At 69.0% G+C, this 25,308-nt stretch carries 25 protein-coding genes; 7 read left to right on the forward strand and 18 right to left on the reverse strand.

Annotated features, from left to right (window positions below; translation table 11 throughout):
* Window positions 1-12: 12 nt before the first annotated feature.
* On the reverse strand, window positions 13-378 hold the full coding sequence (gene hisI / locus ACE3UA_RS07320) for a phosphoribosyl-AMP cyclohydrolase (protein WP_374643769.1): 366 nt from the start codon (window positions 376-378) through the stop codon (window positions 13-15).
* Between the two features lie 61 nt (window positions 379-439).
* Here hisI and ACE3UA_RS07325 point away from each other — a divergent pair, with 61 nt between their 5' ends.
* Window positions 440-877: an iron-sulfur cluster assembly scaffold protein gene (locus tag ACE3UA_RS07325; RefSeq protein ID WP_374643770.1), complete on the forward strand. Its 438-nt coding sequence runs from the start codon at window positions 440-442 to the stop codon at window positions 875-877.
* A 102-nt stretch (window positions 878-979) separates the two neighbouring features.
* Here the strand turns inward: ACE3UA_RS07325 and ACE3UA_RS07330 are convergent, their stop codons facing one another.
* The 5 genes from ACE3UA_RS07330 to ACE3UA_RS07350 all read right to left on the reverse strand — a co-directional run bounded on the left by ACE3UA_RS07330 (window position 980) and on the right by ACE3UA_RS07350 (window position 6,577).
* Window positions 980-1,102 carry a hypothetical protein gene (locus tag ACE3UA_RS07330; protein WP_277922956.1) on the reverse strand — a complete coding sequence of 41 codons (123 nt, stop codon included), beginning with the start codon at window positions 1,100-1,102 and terminating at the stop codon, window positions 980-982.
* A 144-nt stretch (window positions 1,103-1,246) separates the two neighbouring features.
* Window positions 1,247-3,331 (reverse strand): ATP-dependent DNA helicase RecG, encoded by a 2,085-nt coding sequence (recG, locus tag ACE3UA_RS07335; RefSeq protein WP_374643771.1) that lies wholly within the window; start codon window positions 3,329-3,331, stop codon window positions 1,247-1,249.
* Entirely contained in the window at window positions 3,328-5,439 is a 2,112-nt protein-coding gene (ligA, locus tag ACE3UA_RS07340) for an NAD-dependent DNA ligase LigA (protein ID WP_374643772.1), read from the reverse strand. Before ligA ends, recG begins: the two co-directional genes overlap by 4 nt.
* A gap of 55 nt (window positions 5,440-5,494) precedes the next feature.
* Window positions 5,495-6,205, reverse strand: a complete 711-nt coding sequence (ctrA, locus tag ACE3UA_RS07345) for a response regulator transcription factor CtrA (RefSeq protein ID WP_374643773.1) — start codon at window positions 6,203-6,205, stop codon at window positions 5,495-5,497.
* A gap of 93 nt (window positions 6,206-6,298) precedes the next feature.
* Window positions 6,299-6,577: a DUF1153 domain-containing protein gene (locus tag ACE3UA_RS07350; protein ID WP_374643774.1), complete on the reverse strand. Its 279-nt coding sequence runs from the start codon at window positions 6,575-6,577 to the stop codon at window positions 6,299-6,301.
* Window positions 6,578-6,703: 126 nt separating this feature from the next.
* On the opposite strand from ACE3UA_RS07350, the gene mnmA reads away from it, so the two are divergent.
* Window positions 6,704-7,840: a tRNA 2-thiouridine(34) synthase MnmA gene (gene mnmA / locus ACE3UA_RS07355; RefSeq protein ID WP_374643775.1), complete on the forward strand. Its 1,137-nt coding sequence runs from the start codon at window positions 6,704-6,706 to the stop codon at window positions 7,838-7,840.
* A gap of 4 nt (window positions 7,841-7,844) precedes the next feature.
* Window positions 7,845-8,339 carry a DUF2059 domain-containing protein gene (locus ACE3UA_RS07360; protein ID WP_374643776.1) on the forward strand — a complete coding sequence of 165 codons (495 nt, stop codon included), beginning with the start codon at window positions 7,845-7,847 and terminating at the stop codon, window positions 8,337-8,339.
* Here ACE3UA_RS07360 and lpxB read toward each other — a convergent pair.
* The 12 genes from lpxB to pyrH all read right to left on the reverse strand — a co-directional run bounded on the left by lpxB (window position 8,296) and on the right by pyrH (window position 20,314).
* On the reverse strand, window positions 8,296-9,417 hold the full coding sequence (lpxB, locus tag ACE3UA_RS07365; protein ID WP_374643863.1) for a lipid-A-disaccharide synthase: 1,122 nt from the start codon (window positions 9,415-9,417) through the stop codon (window positions 8,296-8,298). The genes ACE3UA_RS07360 and lpxB overlap by 44 nt on opposite strands.
* Window positions 9,418-9,517: 100 nt before the next feature.
* Window positions 9,518-10,321 (reverse strand): LpxI family protein, encoded by an 804-nt coding sequence (locus ACE3UA_RS07370; protein WP_374643777.1) that lies wholly within the window; start codon window positions 10,319-10,321, stop codon window positions 9,518-9,520.
* The gene (lpxA, locus tag ACE3UA_RS07375) at window positions 10,318-11,124 is read right to left on the reverse strand and encodes an acyl-ACP--UDP-N-acetylglucosamine O-acyltransferase (protein ID WP_374643778.1); all 807 of its coding nucleotides are present in this window, start codon (window positions 11,122-11,124) and stop codon (window positions 10,318-10,320) included. The genes ACE3UA_RS07370 and lpxA overlap by 4 nt, the downstream gene beginning before the upstream one ends.
* A gap of 3 nt (window positions 11,125-11,127) precedes the next feature.
* On the reverse strand, window positions 11,128-11,589 hold the full coding sequence (gene fabZ / locus ACE3UA_RS07380; protein WP_197642963.1) for a 3-hydroxyacyl-ACP dehydratase FabZ: 462 nt from the start codon (window positions 11,587-11,589) through the stop codon (window positions 11,128-11,130).
* A gap of 67 nt (window positions 11,590-11,656) precedes the next feature.
* A complete protein-coding gene (locus ACE3UA_RS07385; protein ID WP_374643779.1) occupies window positions 11,657-12,220 on the reverse strand; it encodes an OmpH family outer membrane protein in 564 nt (187 codons plus the stop codon).
* Between the two features lie 2 nt (window positions 12,221-12,222).
* On the reverse strand, window positions 12,223-14,571 hold the full coding sequence (gene bamA / locus ACE3UA_RS07390) for an outer membrane protein assembly factor BamA (RefSeq protein WP_374643780.1): 2,349 nt from the start codon (window positions 14,569-14,571) through the stop codon (window positions 12,223-12,225).
* A 134-nt stretch (window positions 14,572-14,705) separates the two neighbouring features.
* Window positions 14,706-16,043 (reverse strand): RIP metalloprotease RseP, encoded by a 1,338-nt coding sequence (gene rseP / locus ACE3UA_RS07395; protein WP_374643781.1) that lies wholly within the window; start codon window positions 16,041-16,043, stop codon window positions 14,706-14,708.
* 3 nt (window positions 16,044-16,046) lie between these two features.
* Window positions 16,047-17,231 (reverse strand): 1-deoxy-D-xylulose-5-phosphate reductoisomerase, encoded by a 1,185-nt coding sequence (gene dxr, locus ACE3UA_RS07400; RefSeq protein WP_374643782.1) that lies wholly within the window; start codon window positions 17,229-17,231, stop codon window positions 16,047-16,049.
* Window positions 17,231-18,070 (reverse strand): phosphatidate cytidylyltransferase, encoded by an 840-nt coding sequence (locus tag ACE3UA_RS07405; RefSeq protein WP_242070122.1) that lies wholly within the window; start codon window positions 18,068-18,070, stop codon window positions 17,231-17,233. The genes dxr and ACE3UA_RS07405 overlap by 1 nt, the downstream gene beginning before the upstream one ends.
* Window positions 18,067-18,741, reverse strand: a complete 675-nt coding sequence (gene uppS, locus ACE3UA_RS07410) for a polyprenyl diphosphate synthase (RefSeq protein ID WP_197643052.1) — start codon at window positions 18,739-18,741, stop codon at window positions 18,067-18,069. The genes ACE3UA_RS07405 and uppS overlap by 4 nt, the downstream gene beginning before the upstream one ends.
* A gap of 75 nt (window positions 18,742-18,816) precedes the next feature.
* On the reverse strand, window positions 18,817-19,383 hold the full coding sequence (gene frr, locus ACE3UA_RS07415) for a ribosome recycling factor (protein WP_197642968.1): 567 nt from the start codon (window positions 19,381-19,383) through the stop codon (window positions 18,817-18,819).
* Between the two features lie 208 nt (window positions 19,384-19,591).
* Entirely contained in the window at window positions 19,592-20,314 is a 723-nt protein-coding gene (pyrH, locus tag ACE3UA_RS07420; protein WP_197642969.1) for a UMP kinase, read from the reverse strand.
* An 81-nt stretch (window positions 20,315-20,395) separates the two neighbouring features.
* Here pyrH and miaA point away from each other — a divergent pair, with 81 nt between their 5' ends.
* The 4 genes from miaA to ACE3UA_RS07440 all read left to right on the forward strand — a co-directional run bounded on the left by miaA (window position 20,396) and on the right by ACE3UA_RS07440 (window position 25,296).
* Complete coding sequence (miaA, locus tag ACE3UA_RS07425) at window positions 20,396-21,262, forward strand: tRNA (adenosine(37)-N6)-dimethylallyltransferase MiaA (protein WP_374643783.1); 867 nt, start codon at window positions 20,396-20,398, stop codon at window positions 21,260-21,262.
* 169 nt (window positions 21,263-21,431) lie between these two features.
* Window positions 21,432-22,232, forward strand: coding sequence for an AraC family transcriptional regulator (locus ACE3UA_RS07430; protein WP_374643784.1), 801 nt, complete (start codon window positions 21,432-21,434; stop codon window positions 22,230-22,232).
* A gap of 236 nt (window positions 22,233-22,468) precedes the next feature.
* Window positions 22,469-24,103, forward strand: a complete 1,635-nt coding sequence (locus ACE3UA_RS07435) for an ABC transporter substrate-binding protein (RefSeq protein ID WP_374643785.1) — start codon at window positions 22,469-22,471, stop codon at window positions 24,101-24,103.
* Window positions 24,104-24,216: 113 nt separating this feature from the next.
* The gene (locus ACE3UA_RS07440) at window positions 24,217-25,296 is read left to right on the forward strand and encodes an ABC transporter permease (RefSeq protein WP_374643786.1); all 1,080 of its coding nucleotides are present in this window, start codon (window positions 24,217-24,219) and stop codon (window positions 25,294-25,296) included.
* Window positions 25,297-25,308: the final 12 nt, after the last annotated feature.

The raw sequence follows: 25,308 nt of genomic DNA on the forward strand, positions 1-25,308 counted from the left end.
GCTGGCAAACAGTCAGCCCTTGCGGACGGGCGCCATGATCTCGACCTCCGCCCCCTGCCGGACCGCGGTATAGAAGCAGGACCGCCGGTTGGTATGACAGGCCGGCCCCTCCTGCTCGACCAGGGCCAGCAGACAGTCCCGGTCGCAGTCCAGCCGCAACTCGACCAGCCGCTGATGGTGCCCCGAGCTTTCCCCCTTGACCCAGAACGCCCCGCGCGAGCGCGACCAGTAGGTGACCTTCCCGGTCTCCAGCGTCCGCCGGACCGCGCCCTCGTTCATCCAGGCCAGCATCAGCACCTCGCCCGAGACCGCATCCTGCGCCACGCAGGGGATCAGCCCGGCCGCGTCATACTTCAGTGAACCGGGATCGAAAGGCATGGCTCTCTCCTTGGCAGCCGGACGCGCCGGGTCTACATACGGGGTCAGCCAAGGGAATGCCATGAGCGACAGCGACCTCATCAAGCTCTACTCCACCCGTATCCTGGGCCTCGCCGCCGACATCCCGCATCTCGGCCGGCTGAAGGCGCCGCAGGGCAGCGCCCGCCGCCGCTCTCCGCTCTGCGGCTCGACGGTGACGGCGGATGTGGTGCTGCGGGACGGCCGCATCGCCGAATTCGCCCAGGACGTGAAGGCCTGCGCCCTCGGCCAGGCCTCGGCGGCGGTGCTGGGCGGGGCGGTCATCGGCCGCAGCCTGCCCGAACTGCAAGCCGCCCGCGACGCGCTGCGCGCCATGCTCAAGGACGCTGGCCCGGTCCCCGCAGCCCCTTTCGACGGCTACGAGGTCCTGCTGCCCGCCCGCGACTACAAGAACCGCCACGCCTCGATCCTGCTTGCCCTGGAAGCCGCCTGCGAGGCGATGGAGGCCGCCGCCGCATGAAAAAACCGCCGCGCATCCGGGGGGATGGCGGCGGCAGGAGCGCCTCTGGATCGGACGGCGGGCAAAGGCCGTCACCGGGGGGACAGAGTGCGGGGCAGAATCTCAGGCCAGGCCGGGCAGCGACAGCACGGCGAACACAAGCACGACAAGAGCGGTCAGCCCGACCAGATCCTCGGCCGCGCCGCGCGGGCTGTGGGTCAGCAGGGTCTTCATGGCGTCTTTCATCGCATCCTCCATGCTTGTTGCTGAATTGTTCTCACAAGACTCCAGCCCTGTAAAGAACTTTTTAAGAACAAACGCGAACCCATGCGGAACTGCGATTTCCGAACGGAAATCGTCCCGGAAATCGTCCGATTTCCGGCGCCCGGCTCAGCCGACCGAGATCATCCGCAGCGCGCGCTCCTGGTCCATCAGCCACAAGAGCAGCCGCGCCGCCGCGCCCCTCGGCCCGCCCAGCCCCGGATCGTCATGCAGAAGTTTGCGCGCATCCGACTGCGCCAGCGCCATCAGGCTCGCCTGCCGCTCCAGATCCGCCACCCGAAAGCGCGGCAGGCCGGATTGCGCGGTGCCGATCAGGTCGCCGGCGCCGCGCATCGCCAGATCCTCCTCGGCGATGCGAAAGCCGTCCTCGGTGTCGCGGATCGTGGTCAGCCGCCGCCGCCCGGTCTCGTTCAGCGGCGGCTGATACATCAGAAGACAGGTCGAGGCCGCCTCGCCCCGTCCGACCCGGCCCCGCAACTGGTGAAGCTGCGCCAGCCCGAAGGTCTCGGCCTGTTCGATCACCATGATCGTGGCATCGGGCACGTTGACTCCGACCTCGATCACCGTGGTCGCGACCAGGACAAGGCTCTCGCCGGCCACGAAGCGCGCCATCGCCGCGTCCTTCTCGGCCGGCGGCATCTGGCCATGCACCAGCCCCACCTTCTCGCCCAGGGCGGCGCGCAGGCTGCGGAACCGCTCCTCGGCGCTGGCATAATCCACCAGTTCCGATTCCTCGACCAGCGGGCAGACCCAATAGGCCTGCCGCCCCTCGGCCACCGCCTTGCGCAGATGCTCCACCACCTCGTCCAGCCGGTCCGAGGCGACCATCGCGGTGCGGATCGGCTTGCGCCCCGCCGGTTTCTCGTCCAGCACCGAGACATCCATGTCGCCATGCGTCGCCAGCGCCAGGCTGCGCGGAATCGGGGTCGCGGTCATCACCAGCACGTCCACCGCCTCGCCCTTGGCGCCCAGTTCCATCCGCTGCGCCACGCCGAAACGGTGCTGCTCATCCACCACCGCAAGGCGCAGGTCCCTGAATTCCACGTCCTTCTGGAAGACCGCATGGGTGCCGACCAGGATCGGGATCCGCCCCATGGCCAGATCCTCCAGCTTCATCGCCCGCTCCGCCCCCCGGTCGCGCCCCGTAAGCAGTTCCAGCCGCACCCCCGCCGCCCGGGCCAGCGGCGCCAACCCCTCGAAATGCTGGCGGGCAAGGATCTCGGTCGGGGCCATCATCACGCCCTGCCCCCCGGCCTCGACCGCGATCAGAAGCGCCTGGAAGGCCACCAGCGTCTTTCCCGCGCCCACGTCGCCCTGCAACAGCCGGTTCATCCGCCTGGCCGAGGCCATGTCGGCCGCGATCTCGGCCACCGCCCGGACCTGCGCGCCGGTGGGCGCATAGGGCAGGCTTTCCAACACCTTGGCGCGCAATGCCCCTGTGCCTTCGGTCGCGATCCCCTTGCCCCGGCGGATCGAGGCGCGGGCGATCGACAGCATCAGCTGATGCGCGAACAGCTCGTCATAGGCCAGGCGCTGGCGCGCGGGGTGGGTGGCGGCCAGCGCCGCCGCACCCTCGGGCGCATGCGCCGCCGCCAGCGCCGCCGGCCAGTCCGGCCAGCCCTCCCGCGCCTTCAGGCCGGGGTCGATCCATTCCCCGGCCAGCGGCAGCCGGGTCAGCGCCGCCGCCACCGCCTTCGACACCAGCTTCTGCGTCAGGCCCGCGGACAGCGGATAGACCGGCTCATAGGCCGGGATCTCCTCCGCCTCCTCGACCCGCAGCACATGGTCGGGATGCACCATCTGCGCCATGCCGTCGAAGAATTCGACCTTGCCCGAGACCAGGCGGCGCTGGCCGGTGGGCAGAAGCTTCTGCAGATAGTCGGCGCGGGCGTGGAAGAAGACCAGCTGGAACTCCAGCCTGCGGTCGCGGACATGCACCCGGTAGGGCCGGCCCTTCTGGCGCGGCGGGACGTGGCTCCCGACCTCGACCTCGACCGTCAGGGTGGCGGGGGGCGTGATGTCGCGGACCGAGTCGCGCCGCGCCCGGTCCACCCCGGAATGCGGCAGGAGGTAGAGGAGATCCTTCGGCCGCTCCACCCCCAGCGCCTTGAAGGCCTGCGCCGCCTTGGGACCGACGCCGGGCAGCGTCTCCAGCCCGGCGAAAAGCGGGAAAAGCGCCTCGGGCCGGGTCATCCGATCAGCCGCAGCCAGGCGTCCTCGTCGATGACCTGAACCCCCAGCCGCTCGGCCTCCTTCGCCTTGGATCCCGCGCCGGGGCCGGCGACCACGAGGTCGGTCCTGGCGCTGACGCTGCCCGAGACCTTGGCCCCCAGCGCCTCGGCCCTCGCCTTGGCCTCGGCCCGGGTCATCTTCTCCAGCGTGCCGGTGAAGACCACGATCTTGCCCGCGACCGGGCTGTCCACCGCCCCGCGCGCCTGGACCGGCTGGACCGAGAGTTGCGCCGCCAGCGCGTCGATCGCTTCCCGTTCGGCCGGGTTCTGGAAGGCATCGACCAGGCTTTGCGCCATCACCGCGCCGATCCCGTTGATCGCGGTCAGTTCCGCCCATTCCGGGCTGCCGGGGTGGGCCCGGGTCACGGCGGTCTCGAAGGCCTCCCAGCCGGAGTAATGCCGCGCCAGAAGCCCCGCCGCGACCTCGCCGACATGGCGGATCCCCAGCGAGAAGATCAGCCGATCCAGGGGGATGCTCCGCCGCGCCTCGATCGCCGCGAAAAGCTTGGCGGCCGAGACCTCGCCGAAACCTTCGCGATTTCTCAGCTTCTGCAACGGGTTGGCGGCGTCTCTTGCGGCAAGGGTAAAGATCTCGGCCGGGGTCTTCACCGGCAGGATCGGGTCGCGGAAGAACATCTCGACCTGTTTCGCCCCCAGCCCCTCGATGTCGAAGGCCCCGCGGCTGACGAAATGCTTCAGCCGCTCCACCGCCTGCGCCGGGCAGATCAGGCCGCCGGTGCAGCGGCGGACGGAATCGCCCTCCTCGCGATGGGCGGGGCTGCCGCATTCCGGACATTCCGCCGGAAAGGCATAGGGTTGCGCGCCGTTCTTGCGACGCGACAGGTCCACGTCCGCGACCTTGGGGATCACGTCGCCGGCGCGGTAGACCTGCACCCAGTCGCCGATGCGGATGTCCTTGCCGCCCCGGATCTCCTGTCCGCTCCTGTCGCGGCCGGCGATGTAATCCTCATTGTGCAGCGTCGCGTTCTGCACCACCACGCCGCCCACCGTCACCGGCTTCAGCCGCGCCACCGGCGAGAGCGCGCCGGTGCGGCCGACCTGGATGTCGATGCCCAGAAGCTCGGTCCAGGCGAGTTCTGCCGGGAACTTGTGCGCCAGCGCCCAGCGGGGGGTCGAGGAGCGGAAGCCGAGCCGCGCCTGCAGCGCAAGGTCGTTCACCTTGTAGACCACGCCGTCGATGTCATAGCCCAGCGTCGCGCGCTGCGCCTCGATCAGGCGGTATTGCGCCAGCATCGCCTGCGGCCCGTCGCAGAGCGTGGTCAGGGGATTTGTCTGGAAACCCAAGGCCTTGAGGCGCGCAATTGCGGCGATCTGCGTGACGGCCAGCGGCTGCGAGACCTCGCCCCAGGAATAGGCGAAAAAGCGCAGCGGCCGGGCCGCGGTGATGCGGGCGTCCAGCTGGCGCAGCGACCCAGCCGCCGCGTTGCGCGGATTGGCGAAGGTCCTGTCGCCCGCCGCCGCCTGCCGTTCGTTCAGCGCCGCGAAATCGGCGTGGGACATGTAGACCTCGCCCCGCACCTCCAGCACCTGCGGCGCCTCCGCCAGCCGCCGGGGAATGTCGGCGATGGTGCGGGCATTCTCGGTGACGTTCTCGCCCACCTCGCCGTCGCCGCGCGTCGCGGCCTGGACCAGCACCCCGCCCTCATAGCGCAAGGAGAGCGACAGCCCGTCGATCTTCGGCTCGGCCGTATAGGCCACCGGCTGCGTCAGGCCGAGGAACTTCTTCACCCGGTCGTCGAACTCCGCCACCTCCTCGGGCGCGAAGGCGTTCTCCAGCGAGAGCATCCGCAGCCGGTGCGTCACCTTGCCGAAGCCCTCGGCCACCGCGGCGCCCACCTGCTCGCTGGGCGAATCGGCCCGCTTCAGGCCGGGAAAGCGCGCCTCGATCGCCGCATTGCGCCGCTTCAGCGCATCATAATCCGCATCCGAAATCTCGGGCGCGTCCAGCGTGTGATAGGCGCGGTTCGCCGCCGCGATCGCCCCGGCCAGACGCGCGAGTTCCCCGCGCGCCTCGGCCTCTGTCAGTGCCTCGACCGGCCTGTCGCCCATTCCCGCCCCCAGACTTCCGGCGCCCAAGTTAGGCAAGCCCGCAGGCGAGGTAAAGTCAGGCGCTGGCGACAAGCCTGGGCGCCGCCGCGGCGGCCGGGTCGCGCAGGACGTAGCCGCGGCCCCAGACCGTCTCGATATAGTTGTCGCCCCCCGTCGCCTCGGCCAGCTTCTTGCGCAGCTTGCAGATGAAGACGTCGATGATCTTCAGCTCGGGCTCGTCCATGCCGCCGTAAAGATGGTTCAGGAACATCTCCTTGGTCAGCGTCGTGCCCTTGCGCAGGCTCAGAAGCTCGAGCATCTGGTATTCCTTGCCGGTCAGATGCACCGTCTTGCCCGCCACATCCACCGTCTTGGCGTCCAGATTGACCGAGACGCTGCCGGTCTTGATCACCGACTGGCTGTGCCCTTTCGACCGCCGGATGATCGCATGGATGCGGGCCACCAGTTCCTCGCGATGGAAGGGCTTGGTCAGATAGTCGTCCGCGCCGAAACCGAAGCCCTTCAGCTTGTTCTCGGTATCGTCCGAGCCCGACAGGATCAGGATCGGCGTTTCGATCCTGGCCTGGCGGATCTGGCGCAGGACGTCATGCCCGCTCATGTCCGGAAGGTTCAGGTCGAGAAGGATCAGGTCGTAATCGTAAAGCTTCGCGAGATCCACGCCATCCTCGCCCATGTCGGTGCAATAGACGTTCAGGTTGGCATGGGTCAGCATCAGTTCGATGCTGCGCGAGGTGGTCGGGTCGTCTTCCACAAGCAGGATGCGCATTTACCTTTTACTCCGCTCCGTCACATCGTTAACGACATTGGGCGTCAATGGTTAACACGCGGTTACTTTGCCAGAGCGCGAGCCACAAACAATCTAAAGTTGTCTGTATTTCTGGATCGCGGTGACCTTCAGGCCCTGGTCGCCATGCCTTTCCGCCGCCCTGCGCCAAAGCGCGAACTCCTCCTCGGACAGCGCATAGCGTTCCAGCGCCTCGGCCTCATGAATCAGCCCGTGGACCACCGCCTTGACCACCACCGACTTGCGGCTGGCGACCCAGCGGCGGGTGTCCGCGGGCGGCAGGTCGGCGCGGGTGAGAATGCTGCCATCCGGCAGGGTGACCTGCCGGGGCCCGTCGACGCGTTTCAGAAACATGGCCAATCCCTCGTTCGTGCCGGGCAAGATTGCCGGAACAGCCTTAATCATTCCTGAAACGGGGGATTGAGAGTGCAGAGCATTTTCATATATTGCCTGACAATCCCCATTCCCGGATCCTGACCCATGCCGCGCGACCTGGCCCTGAACTCCCTTGGTTTTGCCAAACCCCCGTCCGAGACGCGGGTCGTCGTCGCCATGTCCGGCGGCGTCGATTCCAGCGTCGTGGCGGCGATGCTGGCCGAAGAGGGCTATGACGTCGTCGGCGTCACGCTGCAGCTTTACGACCATGGCGCGGCCCTGGCCAAGAAGGGCGCCTGCTGCGCCGGCCGCGACATCCATGATGCGCGCCGGGTGGCCGAGACCATGGGCTTCCCGCATTATGTCCTTGATTACGAAAACACTTTCCGCGAAGCGGTGATCGAGGAATTCGCCGACGCCTATCTCGCCGGCGCGACCCCGGTGCCCTGCATCCGCTGCAACGAGCGGGTGAAGTTCAAGGACCTCCTGGCCACCGCCAGGGATCTCGAGGCCGATTGCATGGCCACGGGGCACTACATCCAGCGCAAGGTCGGCGCGCAGGGGCCGGAGCTGCACCAGGCCGCCGACGCCGCCCGCGACCAGAGCTATTTCCTGTTCTCGACCACGCCCGAGCAACTCGACTACCTGCGATTCCCGCTGGGGCATCTCGCCTCGAAGGCGGAAACCCGCGCATTGGCGGCGAAATATGGCCTGGCCGTCGCCGACAAGCCCGACAGCCAGGACATCTGCTTTGTCCCGAACGGCAATTACGCCGCGGTGATCGAGAAGCTGCGCCCCGGCGCCGCCGATCCCGGCGAGATCGTGGATCTCGACGGCAATGTGCTGGGCGCGCATCGCGGCGTGATCCACTACACCATCGGCCAGCGCAAGGGCCTGGGGATCGGGGGCCTCGGCGATCCGCTTTACGTCGTGCGGCTTGACCCGGAGAGCCGCCGGGTGATCGTCGGCCCGAAGGCTGCGCTCTCGACAAGGGTGATCCCGGTGCGCGAGATCAACTGGCTGGGCGACGCGCCCTTCGACAGCCGCCCCGAATGGCATCTCAAGGTCAAGGTCCGCTCGACCCGCCCCCCGCGCGAGGCGATCCTGCGCCCGACCGGCCCGACCACCGCCGAGGTGGAGCTTCTGGCCCCCGAGGATGGGGTCAGCGCCGGCCAGGCCTGCGTCTTCTACGCCCCCGAAGGCGGCCGCATCCATGGCGGCGGCTGGATCTGGAAAGGTTAGGCCCTTGAAATCACTGGTTCTTCTGGCGGCCCTCCTGCCGTTCTCCGCCCTTGCCGAAACGCGCGAGGAGCGGGTGGCGGTGGCGGCGGATTATGTCGATCTCGCCCTGGCCGAGTTCGACCTGGCCGCGGTGATCGAGACGCTGTACCAGCCGATCCTGCAACAGGTCGCGGCCGGGGGCCAGACCCTGACCGAGGCGCAGCTGGCCGCGATCCGCACGCTTTACCTCGACGCCTTCCGCCAGCCGATGACCGACCTGATGCGCGAGCAGGCCGGGCTCATGGCCGACATGATGACCCTGGCCGAGATCACCGCGCTGCGCGATTTCTACGCCACGCCCGCGGGGCGCTCGGCGATGGCGAAGCTGCCGCAGCTGACGGCGGCGCAGCAGCCGGGGCTGATGCAGCTGGTCGGCTCCACCTCGGAACGGCTGATGCCGCAGGTGCTGGCGATCATCAACGGCGACGAATCGCCCGCAGCACCGACCGCGCAGCCCTGAGGCCGGGGGCCTCGCCGCCCCTGCCCAGCCGCTCCATCGTCAGGGCCATCGCCGCCTGTTGCGCGGAAGGATCGGACAAAAGCGCCTCCAGCGCCGGGACGATCTTTGCCGCCCGGGCCGCGGGGCCGATGAACTCGGGCACCACGCGGGTCTCGCTGACCAGGTTGACCAGCGTCACCGTGTCGATCCGCGCCGCCCGCCGCATCAGCCACAGGGTCAGGGGATGCATGTCATAGGCGATGACCATCGGGCAACCGTTCGCCGCCAGTTCCAGCGAGACCGTGCCGGAGGCCGCCAGCGCCACATGCGCCGCCGCAAAGGCGCCGCGCTTTGCCGCCGCATCCTCGATGATCTCGGGCCGCACCGCCCAGCCCGCGGTCAGCTCGCGCACCAGCCCGGCCACGCCGCGCACCGTCGGCAGCGCCACCCGCAGCTCGGGATGCCGCGCCTTCAGCTGCGCCACCACCGCGCCGAAGATCGGGGCCAGCCGCGTCACCTCGCCCCGGCGCGAGCCCGGCAGCGCCAGCAGAAGCGGCCCCTCGCCGGCAAAGACCGCCTTTTCCGCCGGCGTGGCCAGCGGTTCGGCCACCACCGGATGCCCGACGAAATCGCAGGTCATCCCGGCGGCGGTCATGTAGGGCGGCTCGAACGGCAAAAGCGCCAGAACGTGATCCACCACCCGCGCCATCCGCAAAGCCCGCCCCGGCCGCCAGGCCCAGACCGAGGGCGCGACGTAATGGATCACCCGCATCCCCGGCCGCGCCGCCTTGACCAGCGCCGCGACGCGCAGGCAGAAATCGGGCGAGTCGATCGTCACCAGCGCCTCGGCGCCCGAGGCCAGCGCCGCCTCGGCCGCCTCGCGGATCCGGCGCTTCAGCCGGCGATAGTTCGGCAGCACCTCGGCGATGCCCATCACCGAAAGTTCTTCCATCGGGAACAGGCTCGCCAGCCCCTCGGCCTGCATCAGGGGCCCGCCCACCCCCGCGAAGTCCACCGGCGCCAGCGACCTCAGCCCCGCCATCAGCGCGGCGCCCAGCCGGTCGCCCGAGGGCTCGCCCGCGATCAGGAACAGCTTCACCGCCCCGCTCATCGGCCCGCTCATCCCTTGTCTGCGACCGCTCTTCGCAGCGGCCCCCCCGGCGAGGAGCGCCGCGAAGCAAGCGAGGAGCGATCCCCGCTCATCCCCGCGCCCAGAGGAACAGGCCCAGCTCGCCCGCCAGCCGCACCATCGCGGGCAGGTCGAGGCAGATCACCGACCCCGCCTCGAAGGCCACCCCGCCCAGACCGGCCGCCGCGACCCCGCGCAGGGTCTCGGGGCCGATGGTCGGCAGGTCGATCCGCCGGTCCTGCCCCGGCTTCGCGGCCTTGTAGAACAGGCCCCGCCCGCGCGCCGGATCCGGCCGCAACGCGCCGATCCCGGCCACCTCGGCCAGCATCGCATCCGTCCCCGGCAGCGCCTCCACCGCCAGGCAAAGGCCCTGCGCCACGACCGCGCCCTGCCCCACATCGACCGCGCCAAGCGCCGCGACGATCGCCGCCGCCCGCGCCGCATCGGCCTCGTCGCGCGGATTCACCGATCCCGCCAGCACCCCGGCCCCCGGCAAGAGCGCGGGCGCGATCGCCTCCACGCCCACGACCGAAAAGCCGGATTCCTCGAACAGCTCGATCACCACCCGCAGCGTCGCATCATCGCCCGCCGCCATCGCCGCCATGAGGCGCGGCAGAAGCGCGGCCGTCGCCTCGTCCAGCAGCGCGGGGTCGAGGCGCGGCCGCGTCACCGCGCCGGCAAAGACCACCTGCCCGACCCCGTCGCGCTCCAGCGCGCGCAGGAAGGGCACCAGCCGCTCGACCCGGAAGCGCAGGTCCACCGTCAGCCCCTCGGGGGCCGAGCCGTCCATCGCCGCGACCAGCGGCGGCTCGGCCATCCCGACCGCAAGCGCGGCGGGCAGCCGCCCCTCGCCGGCGATGATCGCGGTCCTCATCTGCCGCCTTTCGGGGTCAGGAAGCTGCGGTCCGATTTCGCCAGGATGAACTCGGCAATCTCGCGCACGAGCGGCAGGTCGCTGTCCTCGGCCAGCTTGCGGGCGCGGTCCTGGAAACTGCCTTCCTCCTGCGCCAGCACCTGATAGGCGGCGCGCAGCGCGGTGATCTCGGCCCGGTCCACGCCCCGGCGCTTGAGGCCGACCAGGTTCAGCCCGTCCAGCTCGCCGCGCGGCGCCTGCACCAGGCCGTAGGGGATCACGTCGTTCGTCACCATGGTCAGCGCGCCGATGATCGCGCCCTGGCCGATGCGGACCCATTGGTGCACGCCCGACAGGCCGCCGACGATCACGTCATCGCCCAGGACACAATGGCCGGCGATGGCGACATGGTTCACCAGGATCACCCGGTCGCCGATCTGGGCATCATGGCCGACATGCGCCCCGGTCATGATCAGGCAGTCCTCGCCCACCCGGGTGACGCCGCCGCCGCCCTCGGTCCCGGTGTTCAGCGTCGCCCCCTCGCGGATGCGGGTGCGGGCGCCGACGGTCAGCCGGGTGCGCTCGCCCTTGAACTTCAGGTCCTGCGGCACTTCGCCGACACAGGCAAAGGGCCAGACCGTGCAGTCGTCGCCCAGCTCGGTCCAGCCGGTGATCACGGCATGGGATTTCACCACCACCCGGTCGCCCAGCACCACCTCGGGGCCGATCACGGCGAAGGGGCCGATGTGGCAATGCTCGCCGATGGTCGCGCCCTCCTCGACGAAGGCCGAGGGGTGGATGACGGCGGTGCCGTGAACCGCCACGGCTCAGGCCTTCGCCACGTCGAACATGGCCATGAAGGTGGCCTCGCAGGCCAGCTCGCCCTCGACCATCGCGCGGCCCTCGAACTTCCAGACCCGTCCGCCGCCGCGCACCGCCTTCACATGCAGTTCCAGCACGTCGCCGGGAACGACCTTGCGGCGGAACTTCACCCCGTCCACGCCCATGAAGAACACCTTGGCGTTCTTGTCGACCAGATCCATCGACAGCCCGACCAGCACGCCCGAGGTCTGCGCCATCGCCTCGATGATCATCACGCCGGGAAAGATCGGCATTCCCGGGAAATGGCCCTGGAACTGCGGCTCGTTCAGGGTGATGCACTTGATGCCCACGCAGGACTCGTTGACCACGATGTCCCGGACCTTGTCGATCAGGAGGAACGGATAGCGGTGCGGGATGATCCGCTGGATCAGGTCCAGATCGGCGGTCGTGGCACTGCTGGCATCCATGGTCTCACCCCTTCGCTTGGCCTTGCGCCCGTAGCTAGCAAGTCGCGGCACGGGTGACAAGTTGCCGCTATGGTGCCGGCGGCTCGACCGTCAGGACCGCATCCACCCTGGCGATCGCCTCGTCCGTCACGTCGATCGCCGAGAGCGACAGGATGATCCCCGCCTTGTCCAGGATCGCCACCGCCTTGCGCTCGCCCAGAAGCTCGCCCAGCACCGGGATCGCGGCCTTGAGGAAGGCCTGCCGTTCGGTGTCGCGGGCCTTGGTCAGGTCTTCGGCCTTGCTGTCCTGCGCGTCGCGGATCTGTTCGACCTTGCGGTCGAAGGCCTCGGCCTGGGCGGTGAACTCGGCCTGCGGCAGGGTGCGGCGCAGCTCGGTCAGCACCTGCTCCTCGGCGATCAGCTCGGCCTCGATTCGCTTGTTCTCCTCGTCCAGCGCCCGCAGCGCCTGGCGCTCGCGCTCCAGCGCGGCGCGGCCGAAGGCGGATTCGGTGAAGAACCGCTCCTGGTCCAGGGTGAGGACCGGCATCGCCTGCGGCGCGGGCGGCTGGTCCTGCGCGGCGGCGGCGGCGCCGAGGGCCAGTGCCACCAGCGCCCAGGCGGCCGCGCGCCGGAGGGGCCGCAGCGCCGCCATGGTCAGAACCGCGTCGAGATGGTCAGGTCGAAGCTCTGTTCCTTGTCGTAGTCTTCCTTCTTCAGCGCATGGCTGAAGTTGAAGCGCAGCGGGCCGATCGGCGTGCTCCAGAACACCGACAGGCCCACGGTGGCGCGCGGGATGAAGCTGTCGTCCACCTCGACGCCGCCCGCCCCGGTCGTGTTGTCCAGGCTCCAGACCGAGCCGACGTCCAGGAAGGCCCCGCCGGTGATGCCGTATTCCTCGGGCAGGCCCAGCGGGAAATCGGCCTCGAAGCGGGCGACGGCGAACAGGTTGCCGCCAAGCGCATCCTCGTTCACCGCGTTCAGGTCGCGCGGGCCGATGCCGTTCGGCTCGAAGCCGCGGATCTTGCCGTTGCCGAAATAGCGTTCGGTCACCCGGCTGCTGGTGTCGCCCAGCGAATGGATCGCCCCGCCCTCGAAGATCGCGCGGACGGTGACTTCCTCGTTCATGATCTTGGTCTCGGCCAGGGCCAGCGCCGTGGTCTCGATATATTCGGTATCGCCGCCCAGCCCGGCGAAATCCTGGCCAAAGCGCAGCAGCACGCCGCCCTTCGGGTTCAGCCCGGTGATGCGGTTGTCGTATTCATAGGCATAGCCCAGCGAGAAGGTCTTCAGCGCCGGGATGACCGCCTCGGCCTGGATGATGGGAGAGCTGGCCGGGTCGACATTGTCCAGCTTGTCCTCCGAGACGCGCAGCCGCAGGTCCAGCTTCGACTGTTCGCCCACCGGAAAGCCGATGCCGGTGGTCAGCCCGATATTGCGGGTGTCATACTTGGCATTGTCGTAGTCGCTGGTCCGGTAATAGCCCCCGACCGAGAAGCTCAGGTCGCGGCCCAGCAGCGCCGGCTCGGTGAAGCTGAAGCTGGAGTTCTGGTTGCTGGTGCCCGAGTTCAGCGACAGCGACAGCGCCTGCCCCCGGCCCAGGAAGTTCTTCTCCGAGAAGCCGATGTTGAATCCGGTGCCGCTGGCCACCGAATAGCTGAGGCCGAAGGTGAGAGAGCCGGTCGGCTGTTCCTCGACATCCACGTTCACCACCACCTGGTCGGGCGAGGATCCCGGCTCGGCATTGACCTTGGCATCCGAGAAGAAGCCGAGCGCCCGGATCCGCTCCGCCGACTGGCGGATCTCGCGCGGGTTCAGGGGATCGCCCTCGACGGTGCGGAACTGGCGGCGGATCACCTGGTCCAGGGTGGTCGCGTTGCCCTCGATGTCGATGCGCTCGACAAAGACGCGCTCGCCGCGGACCACGGCGAACTCTATGTCCACCGCCTGGTTGCGGTCGTCGCGGGTGACGCGCGGCTCGACCCGGACGAAGTTCAGGCCCTGCTTCAGCGCCAGCGTCTCCATCCGGGTGATGTTGTTGTCAATCAAGAGCGGCGAATAGGTCTGGCCGGTGCGGATCCGGGCCGCTTCCTCATATGCGGCGGCATCCACCCCCTCGACCTCCGAGACGACGGTGACCTTGCCGATCTTGTAGGGCAGGCCCTCGCGGATGGTATAGGTGACGAAGGTGGCGTCCCGCTCGCGGCTCAGCTCGGCGCTGGCGTCGGTGACCTGGACGTCGATATAGCCGCGCGACTGGTAGAAGTCGGTCAGCATCTTCTTGTCCAGTTCCAGCCGCTCGGCCACGAAGGTGTCGCGGCGGATCAGGTTGCGCAGGAAGCCGGCCTGCTTGGTCTCAAGCACCTGGCGCAGGCGGCGGTCGCTGAAGGCGCGGTTGCCGACGAAGGAGATCCGCTCGTTCTCGACCACCTTGCCCTCGGCGATCTCGAACACCAGGTCCACCCGGTTTTCCGACCGGCGGATGATCTTCGGCGTGACCGAGGCGGCCAGGCGGCCCTGGACGCGATAGGCCTCGGCGATGGCGGCGGCGTCGGATTCCGCCGTGGTCGGCGAATAGACCCGGCGCGACTGGCTTTGCACCAGCTCGGCCAGCTGCTCGTCCTTGATCCGCTTGTTGCCCTCGAAGTTGATGACGTTGACGATCGGGTATTCCGTGACCCGGATCACCAGGGTCGAGCCCTGCGGCACCAGCTCGACCTTCTCGAACAGGCCCGAGTTGGCGATGCGCTGGTAGGCGTCGTTCAGCGCCGCGGCCGAGACCTCCTGCCCGCGGCTGATTCCGGCATAGTTCAGGATCGTGGCGGCATCGACGCGCTCGTTGCCCTCGATCGTCACGTTCGAAAACGAAAAGACCTGCGCAAAGGCCGGGCTGAGGAACGGCTGCGAAGCCGTTGCCCCGCCGATGAAAAGCGCCGTCGCCAGCAGACGCGCCCGTGCCTTGGCCCTGGACGACCGTTCCGTGGCCGCGCGATGGGTCTTATGCATGTCGGGTCCTCGCCGTAAATCTGCTTTGCGAATTGACTAGCGGGAAAGGCAAGCCTTGTCAAAAGCCTGCGCTTGCTCCGGGCCACTTTCCCAGATGTTGTGGTGAGGATGCCCAGGGCCAGGCCCCGCCCGCCTCAGACGCAAAGCAGGTCGCGCGACAGCGCGAACAGCATGATGCCGATGACGATGGTCATCCCCGCCATCATCAGCGCCCGCAGCGCCCGGTCCGGCGGCGGGCGGCGCATCACCGCCTCATAGGCGTAGAACACCAGATGCCCGCCATCCAGCACCGGGATCGGGAACAGGTTCAGGATCCCCACCCCCAGCGACATGACCGCCAGCATCAGAAGGAAGCTCTCGCCCCCGATCCGCGCCGCGTCGCCCATGCTTTCCGCCATGCCGATCGGGCCGGACAGGTTGCAGCTGGTGATCTGCCCCGAGACGATGTTCCACAACCCCGAGAAGGTCGAGCCGACCATCCCCGCCACCTGGCTGCCCGCCAGCGTCACCGCCTCCCAAGGGCCGACGCTGCGGGTGGCGAATTCGAAGGCGAGCCCGGCGAAGATGCCGATCTGGTAGCGGTCCACCAGCTGCCCGCCATCGTCCTCGGTGGTGCGCAGGCGCGGGGTCAGCGTCAGGTCGAAGGTCTCGCCCTTGCGCCAGACCCGCATCGGCAGCGCGCGGCCCTCGCTTTGCTGCACGATCTCGCGCAGTTGCAGGAAGGTGGTGATCTCACGCCCGTCCAGCGACAGGATCACGTCGCCCTCCTCGAGCCCCGCGTCGATGGCCGCCGAGCGGATCACGACCGAGCCGACGATGGGCGCGTGCAGATGCGGCCCCTCGACCTCCAGCGTCTGGTCGCCCCGGCGGACGGTGTACTCCATCACCCGCTCGACCGGCAGGTTCTCGACCGCGGCGCCGAAGGCGGCGGCGTCGGGGGTCGGGCGGCCCTCGATCGCGGTGATCACGTCGCCCGGTTGCAGCGAGGGGCCTTCGAACGGAAAGGCGCGGACCTCGCCCACGGTCGGCTCCTCGCGCGGGACGCCGAAGGCCACGGCCATCGCGACGAGAAGGGCGAAGGTCAGGATGAAATTGGCCACCGGCCCCGCCGCCACGGTCGCGGTCCGCGCCCAGAGCGGCGCGCCCGCCATCGTGTGCCGCTTCTCCGCGGCGCTCAGGCCCGAGACATCGCCCGGCCGGACCGAGCTTGCATCGGCATCGCCCAGGAACTTGACGTAGCCGCCGAAGGGAATGGCCGCGATCTGCCATTGCGTGCCGCGCCGGTCGCGCCGCGCCCAGACCACCGGGCCGAAGCCCAGGCTGAAGACCTCGGCATGGATGCCCGACCAGCGGCCGACGATGTAGTGGCCGTATTCATGGACGAAGACGATGACCGACAGCGCCAGGATGAAGAAGAAGGTCGTCCAGGCCGTGCCGCCGACCGCCGCGCCGAGGGTTGCGAAGAAATCCATGCCTCAGCGGCCTCCTGCGATCCGGGCGGCGATCTCGCCGGCCCTCTGCCGTGCGAGATGGTCCATCCGCAGCACATCCTCAAGGCCCCGCGGCAGATTTGCCGCGCCCATCTCCGGCTCCAGCGCCTCCAGCGTGGCCTCGACCACCCCCGCCATGTCCATGAAGCCGATGGCCCCGGCCAGGAACTGGTCCAGCGCCGCCTCCTTGGCCGCGTTGAACGCCGCCCCCGCCAGCCCGCGCCGCGCCATCACCTCGCGCGCAAGGCGCAGCGCCGGATAGCGCGCCTCGTCCGGGGCGCGGAAGGTCAGGCTCGCCACCTGCGCCAGGTCCAGCCGCGCCACCGGCAGCGCCTCGCGCCGGGGCCAGTTCAGCGCATAGCCGATCGAGTGCCGCATGTCCGGCGCCCCCATATGCGCCATGATCGCCCCGTCGCGGAAGCCGACCAGCGAGTGGACCAGGCTTTCGGGATGGAGGATGACCTCGACCTGCCCCGGCTCGACCCCGAAGAACTCGCGCGTCTCGATGACTTCCAGCGCCTTGTTGAACATCGAGGCGCTGTCGATGGTGATCCGCTGCCCCATCGCCCAGTTCGGATGCGCCAGCGCCTCGTCGACCGTGGCCCCCGCCAGCCGCTCCAGCGGCCAGTCGCGCAAGGCGCCCCCGCTCGCGGTCAGGATGATCCGCTCGACCGCCGCGATCTCCTCGCCCGCCAGCGCCTGGAAGATCGCCGAATGCTCGCTGTCCACCGGCAGGATCCGCGCGCCATGCGCCGCCGCCTCGGCCATCAGCAAGGGCCCCGCCGTGACCAGCGATTCCTTGTTCGCCAGCGCCAGCACCCCGCCGTGCCGCAGCGCCCGCAGCCCCGGCACCAGCCCCGCCGCGCCGACGATCGCGCTCATCACCCAGTCGGCCGGGCGGTCCGCCGCCTCGGCGATCGCCGCCGCCCCGGCCGCCGCCGCCACGCCCGAACCCGCCAGCCGCTCGCGCAGCTCCGCCAGCCCGCCCTCATCCGCGCAGACCGCCACCTCGGCCCGGAACTCGCGCGCCGCCTCGGCCAGGGCGGCCAGGTTCCGCCCCCCGGTCAGCGCCACCACCCGGAACGCCCCCGCCCCGCCGGCGCGGCGCAGAAGGTCCAGCGTCTGCGCCCCGATCGAGCCGGTGACCCCGAAGACCGACACGCTGCGCATCAGCCGGCCACCGTCCCCGGCAGGGGCAGGTTGAAGAACAGTCCCAGCACCATCACCGCCACGATGGCCAGGATCAGCGCATCGAAACGGTCCAGCACCCCGCCATGGCCCGGAATCAGGCTGGAGGCATCCTTCACCCCGCAGCGCCGCTTGATCCAGCTTTCCCAGATGTCGCCCATCTGCCCGGCCAGGGCGACCAGCGCCGACAGCAGCACCAGCCCCGGCCCGCCATGTCCCAGCGCCCAGAAGCCAAGGCCCACGCCCGCCGCCCCGATCCAGCCGGCCAGGGTGCCGCTCCAGGTCTTCTTCGGGCTGATCCTCGGCCAGAACTTCGGCCCGCCGACGATCCGGCCGACGAAATAGCCCAGCACGTCCGAGGCCATGACGATCAGCACCAGCCACAGGATCGCCGGCGTCCCCGCCGTCGCCCGCAGATCGACCAGCCCGTAGCCCGCCACCATGATCGCGACCGAATAAAGGCTGGACAGCCGCCGGTCGCGCCGGTCGGTCAGCGCGATGGCCAGCGCCGGCACCAGCAGCAGCACCGTGGCGAAGGGATCGTCCAGCCAAAGCTCCGCCGCCAGGCACAGGCCCGCCAGCCCGCCCAGGGCCAGCGGCGTCAGCCGATGCTCGGGCGCGGTCATCGTCGCCAGCTCCCAGACCATCGCCCCGATCAGAAGCACCACCAGCGCCGCGAAGGACGGCCCGCCCAGCCAGATCTCGGCCCCGCCGACCGCGACCAGCACCACGGCCGACAGCACCCGCTTGCGCAGGTCCTCCCAGCGCCCGACCGGGCGGCCGGGGGGGATCGAGCCCGACGAAGGGTCCATGCCGGTCATTTCAGCACGCCTCCGAACCGGCGCTCGCGGTTGCCGAAGCGCGCGATGATGCCGGCCAGTTCCTCGGGCGTGAAATCGGGCCAGAGCGTGCCGGTGAATTCGTATTCGGAATAGGCCGCCTGCCAGGGCAGGAAGTTCGAGGTCCGCGTCTCGCCGCTGGTGCGCAGCACCAGGTCGGGGTCCGGCAGGCCCGCCGTGTCCAGCCGCCCGGCAAGGGCGCCCTCGGTCAGGTGGCGCGGGTCCAGCAGGCCCGCGGCCACATCCTCGGCGAGCTTGCGGGCGGCGCGCAGGATCTCGTCCCTTCCGCCGTAGTTCACCGCCACCGTCAGGTTCAGCCGCTCGCAGCCGGCGGTCCGCGCCTCGATCCCGGCCATCAGCCGCTGCAACCTTGGATCCAGCCGCCCCCGGTCGCCGATGAAGCGCATCCGCACCCCGGCCTTGGCCAGCCGGTCGGCCTCGCGCTCGATATAGCGGGCGAAGATCGCCATCAGGCCCAGCACTTCCTCGGTCGAGCGTTTCCAGTTCTCGGTCGAGAAGGCGTAGAGCGTCAGCCACTTCACCCCGAGGTCGGGGGCGGCCTTGACGATCTCGCTCACCCGCGCGGCCCCACGCCGGTGGCCGACCAGCCGCGGCAGGCCGCGATTGGTGGCCCAGCGGCCGTTGCCGTCCATGATGATCGCCAGATGATTGACCGGCCGCAGGGCGGCGTCGCTTGCCAGATCCTTCGACACCCGCCCGACCCCGCCTCAGACCTGCATGATCTCGGCCTGCTTGGCCTCCAGCGCCTTGTCCACGGCGGCGATGGCCTTGTCGGTCATCTCCTGCACTTCCTCGGACCAGATCTTCTGGTCGTCCTCGCCCATGCCGGCGGCCTTGGCCTTCTTGATCTGGTCCATCCCGTCGCGGCGCACGTTGCGGATCGCGACCTTGGCGCTTTCGGCATAGCCCGCCGCGACCTTGGACAATTGCTTGCGGCGCTCCTCGTTCAGCTCGGGGATCGGCAGGCGGATCAGCGGGCCGTCGGTCACCGGGTTGATGCCGATGCCGCTCTCGCGGATCGCGCGCTCGACCTTGCCGATCATCGCCTTGTCCCAGACGTTGATCACCACCATCCGGGGTTCCGGCACGTTCACCGTGCCCAGCTGGTTGATCGGGGTCATCTGGCCATAGGCGTCCACCTGGATCGGATCGACGATCGAGGCCGAGGCGCGCCCGGTGCGCAGGCTGGCGAATTCGTGCCGCAGCGCGGTCATCGCGCCATCCATCCGGCGCTGCAGGTCGTCGGTGTCGATCTCGATCTCTTCATGTGCCATGGGACATGTTCCTTACCTTCACTGCCGGGATCGGCCCGGCGGTTTTCCGGCTCTATAGCAGAGCCACGGGCCTCGGGTATAGGCCAAAGCGCCGGTTCGGCGCGGCCCGGATCGCGATCCGGTTAACGCGGGTCGCGGCGCGCAGGTGCCAGACGGATGCCAGACGGATGCCAGACGGAAGGCAGCCGTCCGGCGCTTTCCGGCCGGATCAGCCCTGCACCCGGGTATAGGTCCCCTGCCCCGAAAGGATTCCCCGGAAGCCGCCCGGCTCGTCCAGGCTGAAGACGATGATCGGCAGGTCGTTGTCGCGGGCCAGCGCGATGGCGGTGGCATCCATCACGCCCAGGTGCTTCTCCAGCACCTCGTCATAGGTGACATGCTCGTAACGCTTTGCATCGGCGTGCTTTTTCGGGTCCTTGTCATAGACCCCGTCCACCTTGGTGCCCTTGAAGATCGCCTGGCAGGCCATCTCGCTGGCGCGCAGCGTGGCCGCGGTGTCGGTGGTGAAATAGGGGTTGCCGGTGCCCGCGGCGAAGATGCAGACCCGCTTCTTCTCCAGGTGCCGGACCGCGCGGCGGCGGATATAGGGCTCGCAGACCTGGTCCATCGGGATCGCGCTGATCACCCTGGTAAACACACCGATCGCCTCCAGCGCCGACTGCATCGCCAGCGCGTTCATCACCGTGGCCAGCATCCCCATGTAGTCGGCCGTCGTGCGCTCCATCCCCTGGGCGCTGCCCTGCAAGCCCCTGAAAATGTTGCCGCCGCCGATCACCATGCAGATCTCGACCCCCATGTCGCGGACCGACTTCACCTCCTCGGCGATGCGGGCGACGGTCGGCGGATGCAGGCCATAGCCCTGGTCTCCCATCAGCGCCTCGCCCGAGATCTTGAGCATCACACGGCTGTATTTGGTGGCCTGTTCGGACATGGCACCCTCTGCATATCGTTTTGTGTTTGGACTGGGCCGCAAAATGTCGCAAAACCGCGGCAGGTTCAACGGGGGATCGGCTTGCGGATCGACGACATCTCGCGCGAGGCGCCGGTCCTGATCGCCGGCCCCACCGCCAGCGGCAAATCCGCCCTGGCGATGGCGCTTGCCGCGCGCGACGGGCGGCTGGTCGTGAATGCCGACGCGCTGCAAGTCTATGATAACTGGCGCATTCTTACTGCCCGCCCCTCTCTGGCGGATGAGGCAGCCCTGCCCCATGCGCTTTACGGCCATGTCCCCCGCGACGCGCCCTATTCCGCCGGCCACTGGCTGCGCGAGGTGGCGCCGCTTCTTGCCCGGCCCGTGGTGATCGTGGGGGGAACCGGCTTGAATTTCAATGCCTTGACCCGTGGCCTGGCCGAGATCCCCGAAGTCCCGCCCCCGGTCCGGGCCGAGGCCGACGCCCGGATGCAGGCCGAAGGCCGCGCCGCCCTCCTGGCCGAGCTTGACCCCGCGACGCGGGCCCGGATCGACCCGCTGAACGGCGTCCGCGTCCAGCGCGCCTGGGAGGTCTGGCGCGCCACCGGCCGGGGGCTTGCGGCCTGGCAGGCCGAGACGCCCAGGCCCCTGTTGCCGCAGAACCAGGTGGAAGCCCTTGTTCTTGCACCGGAAGTTCCATGGCTGAACGACCGCATCGACCGCCGCTTCGCCGCCATGCTGGTCGAAGGCGCGGTCGAGGAGGCGCGGGCGAACCTGGCGCATTGGAACCCGCGCCTGCCCTCCTCGCGCGCGATCGGGGGGCCGGAGCTGGTGGCGCATCTGCGCGGCGAATGCACCCTGGACGCGGCGGTCGGGGCCGCCCGGCTGGCCAGCCGGCAATATGCCAAGCGGCAGCGGACCTGGTTCAGATCGAACATGAAGGAATGGCGGCTGATTTCCCTGCCCTGACATGGCGTTGCGGCGCGTTCTTTACGCGGATTTCCGCTTATCCACAGGGTTGTGCACAGAAAATCACGATTTCGGTGGACAAGTCCCCGGCCGGACGACGGATTTCCCTTGGGATCGGCGGCCGGGGCTGCTTTACTTGCGCCAGCTCCACCAGCCGGGTCCAAGCGCGATGAACATCCCGTCGCCCACCTCCTCTGTCCGCCTCGTCGCCATCCCCCGCCTCTCGGCCGGCGGCCGCTGGCGGGTCGAGGCGATGCGCTCGCTGTCCGAACCCTGCCTGCTGTGGTTCACCAAGGGCCAGGGCCGGATCACCATCGCGGGCGTCACGCGGGGCTATACCACGAACAACGCGATCTTCATTCCGGCCGGGGTGATGCACGGGTTCGAGGCCGGGCCGCAGGTCTTTGGCACGGCGGTCTTCTTCGGCCGCGACAGCAACGTCGTCCTGCCGCAAACCCCGCTTCACCTGCGCATCCGCGAGGTCCATGCCCAGCAGGAGGTCAATGTCCTGCTCGATTCGATCCTGCGCGAGCTGGAAAGCGACACCCCCGCGCATGACCGGGCGACGACGCATTACCTGGGCCTCCTGGGCGTCTGGCTGGAACGCCAGGCCCGCAAGGCCGACCCGGCCGAGGCGGCGCGCCCGACCGCGACACGGCGCCTGGTCACGCGCTATACCTCGCTCCTGGAGCGGAACTTCCGCACCGGCATGGGCGTGGCCGATTTCGCCGCCGCCCTGGGCGTCACCCCCACCCATCTGACGCGCTGCTGCAATGCCGCCTGCGGCCGCCCGGCCAGCGCGCTTCTGCAGGACCGCCGCATCTTCGAGGCGCGCAAGCTCTTGTCCGAGACGCGGCTGCCGGTCGGGCGCATCGCCGAACAGCTCGGCTTCAATTCGGCCGCCTATTTCACCCGCGCCTTCCAGCACCTGACCGGGAAATCGCCTTCCGCCTTCCGTCGCGGCATCTGACTGCAATCCCTGCGCGAAAGGGCGGGATTCCGCCCCTGCCGCATGTCGCGTTCGTTACGAGAAGCGACGAAAGCAGCCGTTGACGTGAGGGCCAAAAAGTTGCGCAATGCAGGCCGGGGACGCGCGGAGACGCGGCTGGCCTGACCTGGGGTTCGCACCCCGGCGCCGGGGATTGCCGATGGTTCGGGCAACCGGAATCAAAAACGATAACGATACAGCCAGTCAGGGAGAGACATATGACCCATCAGACCGACTCCGCCCGGATCCATCCGGCCGCGCGGATGCACGCCGAGGAGTTCGCGGCCGGCAAGCTCAGCCGGCGCGAGTTCCTGGCCCGTTCGACCGCGCTCGGCGTTTCGGCCGCGGCCGCCTACGGCCTGATCGGCCTGCCCGCCCCCGCCCAGGCGCAGGAGGCGAAGGTCGGCGGCGTGATCCGCTGCGCGATGGAAGTGAAAGGCACCAAGGACCCGCGCACCGCCGACTGGCCGCAGATCTCGAACATCTACCGCGGCTGGCTGGAATACCTGATCCAGTACAATGCCGACGGCACCTTCGAGGGGCGCCTGCTGGAAAGCTGGGAGGCCAATGCCGACGCGACCCAGTACACGCTGAAGGTGCGCCAGGGCGTCAAGTGGAACAACGGCGACGATTTCACCGCCGATGACGTGGTGCGCAACTTTGCCCGCTGGGCCGACGGCACCGTCGACGGCAACTCGACCGCAAGCCGCTTCCTGGCGCTGGCGGACGAGACGACCAAGCAGCTGCGCGAGGGCGCGGTGGTCAAGGTGGACGATGCCACGGTCCAGCTGAACCTCTCCTCCTCGGACGTGGCGATCGTGCCGAACCTCGCGGACTATCCCTGCGCGGTGATGCATTCCAGCTATGTCGACGGCTCGGATCCGGCGACCAACCCGGTCGGCACCGGGCCCTACATCCCGCAGGAGGTCTCGGTCGGCCAGAAGGCGATCCTGGTGCGCGCGCCGAACCATAGCTGGTGGGGCGGCACCGCGCCCCTGGACGAGATCCACTACATCGACTTCGGCACCGACCCCTCGACCATGGTGAACCTTGCCGCCGCGGGCGAGATCGACTGCAACTACGAGACCACCGGCGACTTCATCGAGCAACTCGACGCCCTGGGCTGGAAGAAGCTGGAGGTCGTCACCGCGGCCACCCTCGTGGTGCGGATGAACTCGGCCAGCTCGGACCTCTACAAGGACAAGTCGGTGCGCCAGGCGATCCAGCTGGCGGTCGATCCGAAGGTCGTGCTGGAACTGGGCTACAACAACCTGGGCACCACGGCCGAGAACCACCATGCCTGCCCGATCCACCCCGAATACGCCGCCCTGCCGCCGCAGGTGATCGACCCGACGAAGCTGGTGCCCGCGGTCCAGGCCGCCGGCCTTGGCGATGCCGAGTTCGAGGTGATCTCGCTGGACGACGGCTTCGAGGCGGCGACCACCGCCGCCGTGGTGGCGCAGCTGAAGGATGCCGGCCTGAACGTGAAGCACACGGTCATGCCGGGCTCGACCTTCTGGAACGACTGGCAGAAGTATCCGTTCTCCTCGACGACCTGGAACCACCGGCCGCTGGCGGTGCAGAACATGAGCCTCGCCTATACCACCACCGGCTCGTGGAACGAGACGGGCATGTCGAACCCCGAGTTCGACGCGGCCATGGTGCAGGCCCTGGCCCTGGCCGACGCCGACGCCCGGCGCGAGGTCATGGCCAAGCTGGAGGCGATCCTGCAGGACGAGGGCTATATCATCCAGCCCTACTGGCGCTCGCTCTTTGCCCATGCCCGCGAAGGCGTGAACGTCGAGCGGCATCCGTCGAACGACCACCTGCACTACAAGTGGTCGCTTGCCTGACCCGGTGACCGGCCGGGCGTCTCGGCGCCCGGCCCCTTCGCCGATATCTGCTTGCCCTAGCCGGTGCCGCCACGCGGCAGCGCACCTTGCCCGCATGGAGCAGAGGTAATCCGATGCCAGCCTTCATCGCACGTCGCCTGGGCTTGATGGTCCTGACGGCCTTCGTGCTGACCTTCGTGGTCTTCTTCCTGACCAACCTGCCGCCCAACCTGGAAAAGCTTGCCCGCAGCGAGGGCTCGGTCCGCATGTCCGACGAGGCCGTCGCCTCCTGGATCGTGCAGAACGGCCATGGCGGATCGGTCTTCACCCGCTACGGCCAGTGGCTTGGCGTAGTGCCGGGCTGGACCGCCACCGACGACAAGGGCGTCGCGCGCGGCCGCTGCCTTGCGGCCGGAGAGGACCCGGCCGCAGCCCCGCGCTTTTGCGGCGTGTTGCAGGGCGACTGGGGCCATTCGACCTTCTTCAAGAAGCCCGTCCTGCCCGCGCTGGCCGGGATGCTGGGGGCGACCGGCTGGCTGATGCTCTGGGTGATGATCGTCATGGTGCCCTCGGCGCTGGTGATCGGCGTCGTCTCGGGGATGCGCGAAGGGTCGCGAACCGACCGGGTGCTTTCCACCTTCTCGATCGCCTCGACCGCGACGCCGGAATATGTCTCGGGGGTGATCCTGGTGGCGCTCCTGGCCTCGCCGGTCACCGGCCTGTCGCCCCTCCTGGCGAAATGGGGCTGGATCGAGGGCAAGACCCTGTTCCTCGGCGCCGCCTCGCCCGACAGCATCAGCTTCTGGAGCTTCACCCTGCCGGTGATGACCATCGCGCTTTACGGCATCGGCTATATCGCGCGGATGACGCGGGCCTCGATGACCGAGGTGATGACCGCGCAATACATCCGCACCGCGCGGCTGAAGGGGGTGAGCTTCGGCCAGGTCGTGATGCGACACGCATTGCGCAACGCCTTGATCGCGCCCTTCACGGTGATCATGCTGCAGTTCCCCTGGCTGCTGAACGGCGTGGTGATCGTCGAGACCCTGTTCAACTACAAGGGCTTCGGCTGGACGCTGGTCCAGGCCGCGGGCAACAACGACATCAACCTGCTGCTCGGCTGTTCGGTCGTGGCGGTGTTCGTGGTGCTGGTCACCCAGCTTGTCTCGGACATCGGCTATGTCTTCCTGAACCCGCGCATCCGGCTTTCGTAAGGGAGGCGCGGA

This window comes from Tabrizicola sp. (assembly GCF_041919135.1).
Taxonomy (GTDB): domain Bacteria; phylum Pseudomonadota; class Alphaproteobacteria; order Rhodobacterales; family Rhodobacteraceae; genus Tabrizicola.

Bases quoted from the DNA above. Each gene is read 5' to 3' on its own strand.
- hisI (WP_374643769.1), bottom strand. From the start codon at position 378: ATGCCTTTCGATCCCGGTTCACTGAAGTATGACGCGGCCGGGCTGATC.
- ACE3UA_RS07325 (WP_374643770.1), top strand. From the start codon at position 440: ATGAGCGACAGCGACCTCATCAAGCTCTACTCCACCCGTATCCTGGGC.
- ACE3UA_RS07330 (WP_277922956.1), bottom strand. From the start codon at position 1,102: ATGAAAGACGCCATGAAGACCCTGCTGACCCACAGCCCGCGCGGCGCG.
- recG (WP_374643771.1), bottom strand. From the start codon at position 3,331: ATGACCCGGCCCGAGGCGCTTTTCCCGCTTTTCGCCGGGCTGGAGACG.
- ligA (WP_374643772.1), bottom strand. From the start codon at position 5,439: ATGGGCGACAGGCCGGTCGAGGCACTGACAGAGGCCGAGGCGCGCGGG.
- ctrA (WP_374643773.1), bottom strand. From the start codon at position 6,205: ATGCGCATCCTGCTTGTGGAAGACGACCCGACCACCTCGCGCAGCATC.
- ACE3UA_RS07350 (WP_374643774.1), bottom strand. From the start codon at position 6,577: ATGTTTCTGAAACGCGTCGACGGGCCCCGGCAGGTCACCCTGCCGGAT.
- mnmA (WP_374643775.1), top strand. From the start codon at position 6,704: ATGCCGCGCGACCTGGCCCTGAACTCCCTTGGTTTTGCCAAACCCCCG.
- ACE3UA_RS07370 (WP_374643777.1), bottom strand. From the start codon at position 10,321: ATGAGGACCGCGATCATCGCCGGCGAGGGGCGGCTGCCCGCCGCGCTT.
- fabZ (WP_197642963.1), bottom strand. From the start codon at position 11,589: ATGGATGCCAGCAGTGCCACGACCGCCGATCTGGACCTGATCCAGCGG.
- ACE3UA_RS07385 (WP_374643779.1), bottom strand. From the start codon at position 12,220: ATGGCGGCGCTGCGGCCCCTCCGGCGCGCGGCCGCCTGGGCGCTGGTG.
- bamA (WP_374643780.1), bottom strand. From the start codon at position 14,571: ATGCATAAGACCCATCGCGCGGCCACGGAACGGTCGTCCAGGGCCAAG.
- rseP (WP_374643781.1), bottom strand. From the start codon at position 16,043: ATGGATTTCTTCGCAACCCTCGGCGCGGCGGTCGGCGGCACGGCCTGG.
- dxr (WP_374643782.1), bottom strand. From the start codon at position 17,231: ATGCGCAGCGTGTCGGTCTTCGGGGTCACCGGCTCGATCGGGGCGCAG.
- ACE3UA_RS07405 (WP_242070122.1), bottom strand. From the start codon at position 18,070: ATGACCGGCATGGACCCTTCGTCGGGCTCGATCCCCCCCGGCCGCCCG.
- uppS (WP_197643052.1), bottom strand. From the start codon at position 18,741: ATGGACGGCAACGGCCGCTGGGCCACCAATCGCGGCCTGCCGCGGCTG.
- frr (WP_197642968.1), bottom strand. From the start codon at position 19,383: ATGGCACATGAAGAGATCGAGATCGACACCGACGACCTGCAGCGCCGG.
- pyrH (WP_197642969.1), bottom strand. From the start codon at position 20,314: ATGTCCGAACAGGCCACCAAATACAGCCGTGTGATGCTCAAGATCTCG.
- ACE3UA_RS07430 (WP_374643784.1), top strand. From the start codon at position 21,432: ATGAACATCCCGTCGCCCACCTCCTCTGTCCGCCTCGTCGCCATCCCC.
- ACE3UA_RS07435 (WP_374643785.1), top strand. From the start codon at position 22,469: ATGACCCATCAGACCGACTCCGCCCGGATCCATCCGGCCGCGCGGATG.
- ACE3UA_RS07440 (WP_374643786.1), top strand. From the start codon at position 24,217: ATGCCAGCCTTCATCGCACGTCGCCTGGGCTTGATGGTCCTGACGGCC.